This window comes from Cohnella soli, assembly GCF_042655525.1.
GTDB classification, from domain to species: domain Bacteria; phylum Bacillota; class Bacilli; order Paenibacillales; family Paenibacillaceae; genus Cohnella; species Cohnella soli.
The window spans coordinates 231,177-244,553 of the sequence record NZ_JBHSMI010000023.1 but is presented as its reverse complement, the minus strand read 5'-3'; the positions used below and the strand labels follow the sequence as shown (position 1 = coordinate 244,553).

Below are 13,377 nucleotides of genomic sequence, written 5' to 3'. Positions count from 1 at the left end.
ATCGTCAAAAAGCAAACGGATTTTTCGCAGTCGAGCTTAAGCCTGAACGAAAAAGCACGCCCTCCTCCTTCCCTGTACCAGGAAAGTAAAGTGAGGCGTGCTTCGCGATAAATGATCACTCCAGCTATCTTCTGTCTACCAGTTTCGTCAGGCGGTCACATATCAGTCCGACCTCGTCCTCCCGCAAATGCAGCGGATTAACAAGCAGTGCCGTGCCGTCTTCGGACAAGGTGACCCAGATCGAAGGTTCCCCGTGTCGCAGTTCGGCCTGAAGCTGCACCGCCGTCCGTCCGAGCGCAGGCTCGGGATATAGCGCGGCGCGTGAGTAGCTCTGCCCCGTCGGTCCCGGATATGCCCGTTCGGCCCGGAAGCCGAGACGCCCGGCATGAGCGCAGATCTTCACGACAGCCTGCTCATGCTGCCTGTTGAGCGCCTCGTGATCCAGGCCAACGTAACGCTCAACCGCCGCCAGCAACCCGGCCATCGCTTCCTTGCTCACCTTCATCGGCCGACCGATCGACGAGCGCGGGCCGGAGTGGACGCGGCACGCCGCCACCAGTTCCGCCCTGCCGACGATCAGCCCGGTATTCTGCGGACCGCGCAGCGTCTTGCCACCGGAGAAGATGACCAGGTCGGCGCCCATCTCCGTGTACGCCCATAGATTGGAGACGGGCGGCAACTGCGCCGCCGCGTCCACAACCAGGGGTACGCCAAGCTCATGGCAGATCGCGATGGCTTCTTTAAGCGGCAGTGCATGGCGTTCAAACTGCGGGGACACGAAATAAAGCAAACACGCCGTTCGGGCCGTGACGGCAGCCCGCAACTCGCGCGCGGATTCGGCGTTCCGGTCGGCTAGCTCGACGACTCTGGCTCCTGTCATGCGGACGGCTTGCACAAATCCGTTTTGCTGGCAGCCGTACAGAATGACCTCGTCCCTGGGCACATCGGCGCAAGGCAGTCGCGCGCCCAACTCCTCGTCCGCGCCCGCCATGCAAGCAGCAGCCGTGATTGCCAACGCAGCAGCCGCGCCGCTTGTCACCATCGCTGCCTCGTTGCGGGTCAACTGTGCCAGCCGTCGCCCGACGGCATCGTGCAGATCGTCTATGTAGACAAAAGCTTCCGCGGCCTCCGCCATCGCTTCGATCACTTCTGCTGGCATCCGGGAGCCGCCGATTATCGTGTAGGAGTCTGCCGCATTAACAAGAGTCCTCACACCCAGCCGTTCATATATATTCACTCATTGTCGCCTCCCATGGTCCCGATACTCCTTGCTCGTCCAAGTCGTTCATCAAATTATACGGAATTGTACCGATGGTGCGCTACTGTCCTTCGACCACGATGAAGCTTCATGATGCCGATGTCTCCTGAGCAAAATGTCGATCGGTCGATCCTTGCCTAAAGCGAAGGCGTACCATCGTCAAAAAGCAAACGGATTGTTCGCAGTCGAGCTTGACCCGAATGAAAAAGCACGCCACACTTCACTTCCCTGTACCAGGAAAGTGAAGTGTGGCGTGCTACGCGATAAGTGATGCTTTTGCTACCAATCGCCGCCTACTCCGAGTAGCCCATCATCCCGATGTAAGCCAGATTCGGCTGCGCGATATCCATTCTGCCGTACTGGATGATGACGTTCTTGTCGCTGCGGAACCGCAGAGAGTATTGCAATTGCCGGTCCAGGACGATGCCGCCGATGTCCTCAGGATGATCCATGCGAAGACAGCGGACCCGCTCCGCCTTGACGGGGATGAAAATGTCCCGATCGGGCTCGCGGTCCTCGTAGAAGATATCCATCCGCACCTCGGCGTCTTCGCTTTGGCAGTTAAGGATCATCACCGCCTCATGCCCTTCGAAAGGCTCCCCGTCCACCTTGCCCTTGTACGGCAAATATCCGTCGACAATATACCAGTTTTTTGCACCTTGTCCGCTCATGCCGTTCCTCCATCCTCGGGAGCCAACGCCACGACGCCGCGTTCCTTCCACGTCCGGCTAAGCTGCCGGACAAGCGCCGACATCGACTCGTAGCCGTTCTCGGTCACGACGAGGCTCTCTTCGACCCGGTTCGAGCCATGCGGATGTCCGAACAGGCTGATGTCGGTGTTGACCGTCATGCCGACTTCGAACCGGGCCGTGCTGTTCTCGTCGGGATAAGGCGATTCCGCTTCGGCAAGTCCGCAGCCGTGAAGAGGCGGGTACAGATCGTAGGCGGTGACGCCCTTATCGGCAAAATAGGATTTAACGGCAGCAACGAGACCGCTCATATCGTTACCGGGAGCAAGCCGCGACAAAGCGATATCTTCAGCCTCGACGAGCAACGAAATGAACGCCTTCTGCTCCTCGCTCATCCGGCCGGCGACGAACGGGAATCCCACGGTAGCCACGTAACCCTCATATTGAACGGCGATCGCCGTCATGATCATATCGCCGTCCTCAATCACCTTGCGGGTCGGCCTGCCGATAATCGTGTTCACCCGCTCGCCGCTTGTCATGACTACGAAGGGCACGAACTCCGCGCCCGCCTTCGTGCATGCCATGTAGGCGTAAGCGGATAGCTCCAGCTCGGTCATTCCCGGCCGGACATTCAAGATCATCGCCTTGTAGCCCTCATCCGCGATGCGCGCCGCTTCCTTCAGGCAAGCGATTTCGTGCTCCGTCTTCGTCATCCGCAGCCGGAACAGCAAATCTCCCGCATCGATCCATTCCACGCCTTCCGCGCTGCCCTCGATCGTCGCCAGCAGCGAGGCGGACATCGCATCCAAACCGGCAATGCCGATCGCTTGCAACGGATTTACCGCATGCAGCTCGGCGAGAATCGCTTTCAGGCTCGTATAATTCGCCTGCGGGTACTCGATCTCATCCGGTACCGTCACGCAGGTAAACTGGGGCAGCAGCCGCACGTCGGGCCATGCAGCCATCTCGCGGCACATCAGCTCCCCTTCCGGAGCTGCGATGACGATCGGCTCGCCGATCAGCGGCACCAGCACCGCCCCTCGCTCGAACAGCGGCCAGTAATTGCACATGTAACGCAAGTTTTCTTTGCGATATTCATCCCCGTAGATCAGGCAGGCTTGTAATCCCTTCTCCTTCATCAATCCGCGCAGCCTGTCGGCTCTGACGCGGAACTCCTCCGCCGGTATTCCGTTCATTCCCGTCCGCTCCTCTCTGTTCCATTCCGCATGGATGTCGTTGCCGTCCAATATCCGGCCAATTTTACAAATACGTCACTTTGCGAATTCCCATAAAATCGGCGACATGCGACAGTTCTTCCGTCAAATCCCCATAAGCGATGATGCAGTGGTGCGCGAAGCCTTCCTTAATCAATTCCGCGAGAAACGATTTGATCGGTACCGGGAATTTCACGACGGCGGTAATCTCCTCGCACGGGATGTTGTGTCCGATGTCGAGCGCCTCGCCCCGGATGATCAGCATTTTGTACCCTTCGGCGTCGATGATCAGATGCCCGATCGTCACGACGCCCGGTTTCAGCGTATATTCGAAGCCGAAGCCGGCCCCCTGCAATCCCCATTGCTCGGGAGAGCGATTCACCTTCACTGTACTCCGGTCCCGCGCATAAGCCGGATTCGCGTAGCCATGATGCACCATCAGCAGGGCATTCAGCCGCTCATCGTACTCGCCCCATTCGGCGAACGCCGGCACCTGTCCGCCCAGTTCCCGCATCAGCGTCATCATGATCAAGCCGTGCACGTCGCCTTCGGTGTTGACGACATATCTGCCTTCCTCGCTCAGCAACGTATTGGCTAAATACGGCGTCGTTCCCGTCTTCTGCTCCACGTAATGCTGCCCGAGCAACGTGAGCGCATCCAGCCGGAACCGCTCCAGCGTGCCGCGCAGCGCAACATATAAGCGCGAAGCTTTGCGAATATCATCCTCTTCCAGACCGACGATATTGAAGCTCTCGCGAGCCAGCGCCACGCCGTCCGCAACCTCCTGCTCGGATGCGGCTTCGAACCGCTCCAGCAGATGATGCAGCTGAATGGATATCAGGTTCGGCCCGAGCGTTCCTTTGATCATCGTTTTGTCGTACTCGAAATCGTACATGCCTCTGAACACGTGGCCGATCACGCCGATATTGACGCTGCGCAGACGGACATACGCCCGATAAGCCCTCACGTAACGGCCTATCTCCGCATAAGCGTCCCCGTCTTCAATCGCGCCGACGACCACCTTCAATCCGCCGAACCAGCCCATTTTGCGGAATGTCGCGGCGAGCTGCAGGTTGGCGATCAAAGCGCTGTTGCGCAAAATATTTTCATAATCGGTCTTCAGGTTGATCTCGCCCTTGCCTTGCGTGTTGAACATCAACAGCGGCAGATGGCGCAAGTTCTCCAGCGCCTGAATCGCCATATAATCGGGACAGTAAGTTCCGGCGACGTAGATGATCAGGTCGACCCCTTCCTCCGCCAGCTTTCGTCCCGCCGCATCCGCCGCGTCCAGCGTGTCGACCAGTCCCGGCCAGATAACGATGTCACCCGGCAGCGCCCAATTCAACCGTTCATATACGACCGTCATATCCGATGTGACATTCGCGTGCAGGCTGCCCGGGAACATCCGCCAATATTCGAAAAACCCGAGCGTCAGTAGCCCGATCTTAAGCGGCCGGTTGTCCGCCCGATTCGTCAACAGGTCGCCGAACACGCTGCCTTTCGCGGTTTCAAATGATTCGATAATTTCATGCATGATTTATGCTCCTTTTCAATAAGAATGGCGCTCCTGTCCCCGCCAAAAGTCCTAAGTCCACATCCGGTACAAATCCGGTGCGCATCCTGCACGTATATCCAGCACGGTGAAACTAAGTGTAAATACAGCATCTAGTTCGGCATAATCCGGCGCATCGGACAAACTGCGTGTAAAAACGACATTTAGTTCCCCGCATTTCGCGGCAGCACGCGATTTCATCTGAAACTAACTGCGCTTTTTACACCTAAGTAACGCAGAACACGCCAAATACCGAAACTAATTGCACTTTCTGCACTTAGAAGTTCGCCCCTCAGCGCCCGCCCCGGATGCCAGACACGAGCCGAATGGCGTTGTTCCGGATGATGTTGACGATATCGTCGTCGCCAATGCCGGAGAACAGCACGCTGCCCAGCATGTAATTGGGGTCATACCACGGAAAATCAGTCCCGAACAGCACCTTCTCCGAACCGGCCTCGCGCACCATTTTGCCGATCATGCCGTTCAGTCGCCCCGTATCGCACAACTCCAGATAAGCATTGGGCAACGCCTTCGCCAGTTCGATTGCGACATCCGTCTCCCCCGGCGCGGAGTGTCCCATCAAAAACTTGATGTTCGGATATTGGCGCGCCAGCTCTCCGATCATTTGAGGCGAATTGTACGGGCTATGGCCCCAGGTGTGGGATAGCAGCAGCAGCCCCCGCTCGTTCGCGAACTCGTACATTCGACGGAACTTCTCTCCGGTCAGCGGATACTTGTGATAGTCCGGGAGCACCTTGAAGCCGACATAACCCTCGACCGCGTCGTAGTCGGCCAGTTCCTCTTCCAAACTTTCGATATAGTGCGGATTCACGACAAAATAACCTTTGATCCTGGTAGGATACTTCGCCATCGCCGCCCGAATCTCCGAATTACGCCCGATCGGATCGAACAAAGCGCTGTGCGGCGCGGAAATAATCCATTCGATGTTCTCCCGGTCCATCGCCGCGATCATCGCCTCCAGATCGGCTTCCGGCAAATACGTTCCGTAGAACGGTCCCATATGCGTATGCATGTCGATGTAGGACAGGCTAGACAGCCTGCCGGTTTCCGCGAATTCGCGCGCCAGCAGCGACGGATTGGTCATCGGCACTCTGCTCATAAGCTCACCTCGCCCAGCAGTCTTTCCGCATTTTTGTAAGCGATGTTCTCCAGTTCGTCTTGCTTGATGCCCGAACCGAGCAAGCAAGCCAGCGGCCCGCCGATCGCGTTGCTCGGAAATTCGGAACCGAACAGCAGCCGTTCCGAACCGAATTTGCCGCAGATTTCCTTGATCTCCCCCGCCGTCTGCATATCCCCCGTCTCGATGTAGAAGTTCTTATAGCTGCGCAGCAGCGGGAACGTCAGCCGGGCATGGCTCCACAACCCGTAGTTGCACAAAATGACGGTGAGATCCGGGAACTCCTGCAGCACGTTGTAGACGGGCTCCCAACCTTCGCTCGGAGAGAGAAACAGCGGAATGCGCGCGTCGGAGATGGCCGACAGCAGCTCGCCCATCGCCACCCGATTCAGCATGTAGCGGTTGCGTTCCGGGTAGGCGCGGAGCAACTTCACGCCGTTCTCTTTCATCGCCGGAAACAGCCGCTCCGGCGCATACTGCCGTTCTGTGATGGGAGGCAGAATCGTCCAGGTCGGCAGCAGCCGGTCCGGCGCTTTCGCAGTTTCCTCTACCACAAGCCGATTGCCATAATCGGGATCGACGTCCGCCATCGCGTTATGGCTGACGACCGCTTGGGAGATGCCGCAGAAATCCAGCTCGGCGAGCAGTTCCTCTGCGCCGCGCGCCTGCTTCACCTTCTCGCGGACAAGCAAATGCTCATGGTTCACAACTTCATAATTCAACGTTTTGTAGCCGATCGCGCAGCTGAAATCGACGATTTTCATGTGAGTCCCTCCCTATACGCGGTGCAAGCGGCTTTATTGGCAATCATTGTCCAGAAACCGCGCCGGATTGCCGCACATCAATTCCCGAACTTGCTCCGGCTCGATTCCTTCGTCCTCCATCATCGGCACGATGTTCGTCAGAATATGGTCATAACCCCAACCGCCGTAGCGGTGCAGGCCGATTTTCAGGCAGACGTCGTTGGACACGAGGATTTGGCGAAGATAACCGCAGCCGATCAGTTCCCTGATCGTGCGAACCCGCTCGATATCCCGCGCGAACAATCCTCTCAGCACGCTTTTGTGCCGCCGGTCGGAATAGAACTCCTTGCCGAAATTGTCGAACTCGATATATGCTCCGCGGTCAAGCAGAGCCTTCAAATAGTCCGGGACAATATCGACATCCACGTGGTTGATGCAGATTTTATCTGCGGCGGCGCCATGGGCTGTCAGAATATCGATTACCTCCAACCCGCGCCTCGCCCACAAATCGGTGTGCACATGCAGCCCGAGACCGGTCTGCTGCTGCACCATCGCCGCCGCGATCAGCGTTTTGCGTTCGTTCGGATGGATAACCGCGCTCGTCCCGATCTCCCCGATGACGCCGGCACGAATGTTCGTCCCGTCCATGCCGTACGTCACGTCGCGATGAATTTCCTCGGCGATGTCGTCCACAGTCTTGTCGTCCATATCCCTTGGATGGGAGGCATGAATGTAATACCCGCACCCCGCAATGATCGGAATGCCGACCTCACGCGACACGCCCGCCAACAGCGCCGGATCGCGTCCGATATCCCTCAGCGTCAGGTCGACGAATGCGCCGCCTCCTGCCCGCTTGAACGCTATCAATTCTGCCTTCACGACGTCTTCCTCGTCGATGACGGCGTTATCCAGCACCGCATATGGGTTACGGGTCAATACCCCGAAATTGGCGAGACTCACTTTTTCCGCCGCCAACGACTTCGCCCCGATCGCCTGGGGTTCAGGCACCAGTGGGCGCAGATCGATGAACGCATGCTCATGCGGCAGAACCCAGCCCAGGTTTTCCGTCTCCATCCTGCCTGTTACCGTTATGACGGACATTTGACGACCTCCTCCCTTATCCCGTTACATAACATTCAATTTCCGTACTCAAGCCGTTAAATCAAGAAATCGAAACAAGGTTTCCGCCATCAGATCGTGACCGTATTCATTCGGATGGATGCAATCGTTCATCAACGTCCCTCGACTGTTCGGTTCCTTCTCGCTTCGATCCCCGAAAGCCCGATAGACATCGCATAATGGAACTTGTTCCGTGATCGAGAATTCTCTCATGGCTTGAATATAGAGAGGATAGCTGTTGCGAATGTGATTTTCCTCCAAGCGGATATCGATCGTATTAGGCGTCAACAAAATAAGAGTGCTGCCTGCGGATCTGACTTTTTCTGCAATAGAGATCAGATTGGCCTTGAACTGCTGCACTTCTCCTGCTCCCCATAAGGAGTCGTTCATACCGATCATCAAAGTTACGACATTAGGACGAAACCTTAGCGCATCTCGATCCAACCGTTCCAAAATCCCCCTCGTCGTATCGTCGCTTACACCGGCATTCAACACCAATTGCCGCCGGCCGAACTTTTTGAGCAGTTTTTCTTGGAACTGGCCCGCGTAGTTCAGCTTGCCATGCGTATGTTCGTTTTGCTCCGTGATCGAATCTCCCATGCAGACAATGAATGCCTTATCCGCACTTCCAAGCATGTCACTCAGACTTTGCATTCGCTTTACCTCCTGGTGAAAATCAGCTTAATTATACAAAGAGGGATATGGACCAACTACTTTCCGATCTCCACTTTCCCTATCTTTTGTCCACGACTATGTAAAATGAGGGGGTGGAAACGCGAACTGCCGACGGCAGCAACGTCCGTCGGCAGTTCATGGTGTAAGGCTCCTCATCTATATCTCGATAATGGTCGCTTGCAAATGGAACGTTTTAAGTGAAGGATACGCCTGACGGAATCGGAAGACTAGCAGCACCAGACTGCCCGAAATTTAATAGATTCGATACACTCCCGAGTGAACAGTCGCAGGTGGATTGGGGATTTTGTGAAACGGAAGATATAACAAACTACCGCTGCATGCGGTTATAACAACCCAGACATGCAGCGGCAATTTTTCACGAGATTAGATTAGTTTTTGGCAGCAAGCCATTCCTGCATACGGAGTAGGACAACTACAGCTTCCGCCCGGGACAATTGCTTGAATGGTGCGAATGAGCCTTTACCCGTGCCTACTATGAGACCCGCTTGTATCAAAGCATAAACTTGATCCTTGGCCCACTTCGGAATTTGACTGTCATCGGCACTTACGGAAACATCTCCACCCACTCGTGGCAGGTTGAGCACACGTGCCAATATGACTGCCATCTCAGCGCGGGTAATCATGCGGTTTGGTTGAATATTATTGCCTGAATCGCCGACGATCCAACCGGCATTGATCGCATACGCGATCGCATCACGTGCCCACGTTCCGACTTTATTACCATCGGGAAAACCATTTAATACATCTCCTATCACCGTATCATTCGGTCGCAGTACCCGGAATAACAGGGAAATAAACTCCGCGCGCGTCGTCCCTTGATTAGGTCGGAAGGTTTGATCCTCATAGCCTTTCACCCACCCATCAGCAATTGCCCGCTCGATGGACTCCTGTGCCCAATGCTTCACAATATCCGTTATTTTAACATTCGAACTCGATTGACCAGGATTGTTATTGCCTGATTCGTTGTTATCCGAACCATTACCATTGCCATTGCCATTACCGTTCCCGGATGCCGCCCGTTGAATAACGACCGTATAAGTCTTCATAGCTCCATTTAAGTCCGTAATTAATAACGGTACCGTGTTGATCCCTACACTCAATTTCACCTCAATTGGCGTACCGCTTCCGTAAACTTGACCCAGTACCGTGATCGTTGATGAAGGGAAGCTAGTCGTAGGTGTAATAGTCAGGCTTGCAGTCTCATGACCAACTTTTACAGAATAGGATGTGACCTTCGGATCAAACACCGGATTCAGACTGCCTGTACTGACCGTCAATTCGCTTAAATCGGTATGAGGAGTCGCTTGAGTTGCTATATGAGCCAATTGCTTTAATTCCACTTCGCTGAGCGTACGGCTATAGACCCTCACATCGTCTATTAGACCATGCAAGCTTGCCCCTGTCTCGTTTGCGGCACCCCCGATGTAATCACTTAAGCTGCCATCATGCAAATAAATTACCGGATTATGCTGTCCGACTTGAACGCCGTCAATATAAAGCTGAATCCCTCCAGAACTTCCATAGGTAACAGCTACATGAACCCATTTTCCTGCTTTAAGTTGCCCTCCTTGAATGGTAGTCCACGGCACCTCAGGATCTCCAGTCCGCATTTTAGCATCAAACCGTCCTCCTGCTGCCACTTCAAGAACGATACCTCCGTTGGCATAAATAATCTGCCGTTTTTCCACACTTTCCAATTCGATCCATGAAGATATCGTGAAACCCGTCCAATTCGTCAAATCAATCGCAGGTGTTTCGATGTACTGTGATCCACCATACATAAAAATGGAATTGGTACCGAATTTACCAGTCAAACTTGCGGGAACCCATATACCGCCAACAATGGTCCCCACCTTTTGCGGGCTCGATTTCGATGCGGAGTCTAAAGTGATTTGCCCATTACCCTCATCGAAAGCCCAATGCGCTTCCAATCCATCGTTGTTGGCTTTCTTACCTGTTTCAATGAGACTGATATCGTCTATCCATGCCGTACCGCCATCCATCAAGGAATTCATGTAAATTTCTACCTTACTTGGTGACACGACTGCTGGCGTTGTAAAGCTCACCTCTATTCGTGTCCAATCCTTCGTCCCAAATACCGGAAATGGGGCGTAATCCATCATTGTTGTTATCCCGGATTGTATACACTGTATCGATATGCCCGAACCTCTTATTTGATTTGTTTTGACCCACGCACTGAGCTCATAATCCGTATTGGGTTGAAGAGCAACCCCCTGACTTAATACACTCTGGGCTGCGATGCCCGTCATTTTGATCGACTTACCGCCCGTACGGGCAACCGTTGAATCATAATCAAGACTTGCGCTTTGGCTCAGCAATCCTTCTGTCCAATCGCCATTCTCTACTTCAAAAGAACCGTTCTTCAGCAGATTGTCTGTGCCTTGTACCGTAATGCTAACAGATGCAGAACTGTTGCTCGTTCCTCTGCTATCCGTTGCAACTGCCGTAATCGTATAACCACCCGATGGAGCATGCAGCCAAGTCGCTTGGTATGGAGCTTGCAACGCAGTGCCCACTTTTTTACCGTTTGCAAAAAATTCAACACGACTGATTCCAGTCCCGACATCGGCCGTCAAGTGAACCGTCGGGCTCGCTCCTGAATAAACGGCGTCTTGGCTAGGCGAGGTCAAGACGACAACAGGTTCGTTGTGGTTCTGCGACGGGATGAGTTCAAACAGCTTGCCATCTCCTGCTACAAAAGGAATTGCCGAACTGCCCAGCGTGTATTCCTGACCTGTCTCCAAATCTTTTAAAGTTCCTTCATATTGTGTCGACTGAACAGTTAAACTCTGCGGATGTTCAGCATCCATATTAACCGCTACCACATACGTTTTCGTACCGTCTTTGCTTACCAACGTGCTTGTATAGGGCTTAACATTTCCCGACGCACTAGCAGTGAAACGATCTTTGTCCTTCTTTGCTGCAAGCAACTTATCCCGCAGAGGTTTGACCCGGTTAGCCAGTTGGCTCGCTTCGTCATATAATTCCGGGTGATCCTGGAACCCCGTTACATTTCCATTGGGCGGCGTTTCATATAGAAACCAGAAGATGCCCGTTGCCCCTTCACCGATGGACATCCAATTCTGCATTCGCAATTCTGAACGCAAAGGTGAACGGAGAGAGAATCGTCCTCCACTGTCGAAGGTATGGGCTTGCAATATAACCCATAGAGGTTGATCAGCCTGCTTCGTTTCTGTCACTTTTCGGATATAGCTGATAAAATCCCATTCTGTATACCCATAACCATTCATCGTAATATCTCCGAACGCATTTTTCACTGAGTAAGGATACACGTCAATCATAAAGGCATCCAAATTAATCGCTGAATACATCTCACTCACCGTACCAATCCCAATTACAGGTGAGAGTACTTTCATATCGGGCATCTCTGCATGAATCGCATCCGTCATCAGTACATGTTTGGCCATTGTATCCATTCGAGGTTCATCTGAGAGAATAACGCTCCTGACACTGGAATGTCCTTCAAGTCGAGCTTTCAGCATCCTTGCGATATCCTGTGCTTTCTGCGCATCGTCCGGGGCAGAGGTCTTTTGTATAAAATTTCTAAGATTTATCATAGGATTATAGTAAAGCCCCATACCATAAGCATCTGCGATGTCAAAATCTAATACATCTTGGTTTAGCGATCCATTAACAGCATAATAGGAATCGAATCCTTTTGAATATAAATCGGCTACCGTTTTCTGAAATAATTCCCGATTTCCGGTTGGCATATTCCCAAATACCCCGATGGGAAAATCGCTTTTCTTCAACGGTACAATGTCTGTAGGCAACGGCTTCGGAGGCGGCAAGGGTTGCATCTCGCCCTTCACGATGAAATTCTTGACCTTTTGTCCTAACGGCGTCGGATCCTGAAAGACAAACCCTGCATACCTTATATCCGGAGTAAACCCTGCAATCCCGCTGATATCATAGTGATCAACGACTTTCTCCGTATTCACCCAAGCTGTTACTGTATGATTGGCGGCATTATATTCCACTTTCACTTTGTTGTATCCGCTTTCATTAAAGGCGGTTGCATGGCCTTGAAAAACAGGATTTTTTGCCCCGTTTACATAGACTTCAAGGTTGCCGTTTGAACGCAAGTTCATCCAGACTTGACCATCATACCAAAATTCTCGGGTACCTTTAGAGAAGCCAATAGCCATCCAGCTTGTCATATTTGTCACTGATACATCCGCTTCGACACTCATACTTGGACCCGAAGGAACATAGGGCACAATAGCCAGATTATGACCCCAATTCGAATGACTTGACACATTAGCATCTGCGCCACTACCTGCAAACACTATCGATTCGTTTCCAATCCATCTCCGGCCTCCAACTTCTGTTGCTGTTCCGATCAATGGAAATCCCTGAACTCGATCTATGTCCGTCTGTTGGAAGGTGTCGGATATAGCCACCGGCAACTCCGTATCAGGTTGTGGTATCCGCACTCCCTTTACAGCGAAATTATCAATCCTTTGGACATTTACATCTCCCGAGGTAACCATAAATCCTGCATATTGGATATCCGGTGTAAAGCTACCGAGACTAAAATGATCGACTACTTGTTCATTGTTTACCCATGCTGTTACCGTTTTCAAAGATGAGTCATAGCTCACTTTCAATTTGTTCATTTGATTCGGAATGAAAGCTGTGGATGTTCCTTGTCCAATGGGAATAGCCGTCCCATTCGCATAAATTTCGTAAGCCCCATTGCCTCTGATATTCATCCAAATTTGGCCGTCATACCAAAATTCAGATTCTCCCTTATTAAACCCGATTGCCATGAACCCCGTTCCGTTGCTGTCCGGCCATAGATCCGCCTCTACGCTCATTTGTGAATTCTGTTGCGGTTCAAAGGGCACATTTGCTTGAAGAGAGTCCGAAGCATTCGGCTTAATATACTGTTCTCCTGCTGTCTCTGCGAAAACATATGCAGCT

9 protein-coding genes are annotated in these 13,377 nt (G+C 53.0%); all 9 read right to left on the bottom strand.

Annotated features, from left to right (window positions below; genetic code table 11):
* Positions 1–124: 124 nt before the first annotated feature.
* Positions 125–1,237 carry an aminotransferase class V-fold PLP-dependent enzyme gene (locus ACFPOF_RS11725; RefSeq protein ID WP_378132715.1) on the bottom strand — a complete coding sequence of 371 codons (1,113 nt, stop codon included), beginning with the start codon at positions 1,235–1,237 and terminating at the stop codon, positions 125–127.
* 314 nt (positions 1,238–1,551) lie between these two features.
* Positions 1,552–1,929 carry a sensory rhodopsin transducer gene (locus ACFPOF_RS11720; RefSeq protein ID WP_378132713.1) on the bottom strand — a complete coding sequence of 126 codons (378 nt, stop codon included), beginning with the start codon at positions 1,927–1,929 and terminating at the stop codon, positions 1,552–1,554.
* Positions 1,926–3,143, bottom strand: a complete 1,218-nt coding sequence (locus tag ACFPOF_RS11715) for a M24 family metallopeptidase (RefSeq protein WP_378132711.1) — start codon at positions 3,141–3,143, stop codon at positions 1,926–1,928. The genes ACFPOF_RS11720 and ACFPOF_RS11715 overlap by 4 nt, the downstream gene beginning before the upstream one ends.
* A gap of 64 nt (positions 3,144–3,207) precedes the next feature.
* On the bottom strand, positions 3,208–4,695 hold the full coding sequence (locus ACFPOF_RS11710; RefSeq protein ID WP_378132709.1) for a hypothetical protein: 1,488 nt from the start codon (positions 4,693–4,695) through the stop codon (positions 3,208–3,210).
* 310 nt (positions 4,696–5,005) lie between these two features.
* Entirely contained in the window at positions 5,006–5,833 is an 828-nt protein-coding gene (locus ACFPOF_RS11705) for an amidohydrolase family protein (protein WP_378132707.1), read from the bottom strand.
* Positions 5,830–6,615 carry an amidohydrolase family protein gene (locus ACFPOF_RS11700; protein ID WP_378132705.1) on the bottom strand — a complete coding sequence of 262 codons (786 nt, stop codon included), beginning with the start codon at positions 6,613–6,615 and terminating at the stop codon, positions 5,830–5,832. Before ACFPOF_RS11700 ends, ACFPOF_RS11705 begins: the two co-directional genes overlap by 4 nt.
* A gap of 33 nt (positions 6,616–6,648) precedes the next feature.
* On the bottom strand, positions 6,649–7,695 hold the full coding sequence (locus ACFPOF_RS11695; protein ID WP_378132703.1) for a phosphotriesterase family protein: 1,047 nt from the start codon (positions 7,693–7,695) through the stop codon (positions 6,649–6,651).
* 48 nt (positions 7,696–7,743) lie between these two features.
* Complete coding sequence (locus ACFPOF_RS11690) at positions 7,744–8,367, bottom strand: SGNH/GDSL hydrolase family protein (protein ID WP_378132702.1); 624 nt, start codon at positions 8,365–8,367, stop codon at positions 7,744–7,746.
* Between the two features lie 410 nt (positions 8,368–8,777).
* Positions 8,778–13,271, bottom strand: coding sequence for an S-layer homology domain-containing protein (locus ACFPOF_RS11685; RefSeq protein WP_378132700.1), 4,494 nt, complete (start codon positions 13,269–13,271; stop codon positions 8,778–8,780).
* Between the last annotated feature and the right edge of the window lie 106 nt (positions 13,272–13,377).

Excerpts from the sequence above, each read along its gene's own strand:
- ACFPOF_RS11720 (WP_378132713.1), bottom strand. The coding sequence starts at position 1,929 with ATGAGCGGACAAGGTGCAAAAAACTGGTATATTGTCGACGGATATTTG.
- ACFPOF_RS11715 (WP_378132711.1), bottom strand. The coding sequence starts at position 3,143 with ATGAACGGAATACCGGCGGAGGAGTTCCGCGTCAGAGCCGACAGGCTG.
- ACFPOF_RS11710 (WP_378132709.1), bottom strand. The coding sequence starts at position 4,695 with ATGCATGAAATTATCGAATCATTTGAAACCGCGAAAGGCAGCGTGTTC.
- ACFPOF_RS11705 (WP_378132707.1), bottom strand. The coding sequence starts at position 5,833 with ATGAGCAGAGTGCCGATGACCAATCCGTCGCTGCTGGCGCGCGAATTC.
- ACFPOF_RS11700 (WP_378132705.1), bottom strand. The coding sequence starts at position 6,615 with ATGAAAATCGTCGATTTCAGCTGCGCGATCGGCTACAAAACGTTGAAT.
- ACFPOF_RS11695 (WP_378132703.1), bottom strand. The coding sequence starts at position 7,695 with ATGTCCGTCATAACGGTAACAGGCAGGATGGAGACGGAAAACCTGGGC.
- ACFPOF_RS11690 (WP_378132702.1), bottom strand. The coding sequence starts at position 8,367 with ATGCAAAGTCTGAGTGACATGCTTGGAAGTGCGGATAAGGCATTCATT.
- ACFPOF_RS11685 (WP_378132700.1), bottom strand. The coding sequence starts at position 13,271 with ATGAGCGTAGAGGCGGATCTATGGCCGGACAGCAACGGAACGGGGTTC.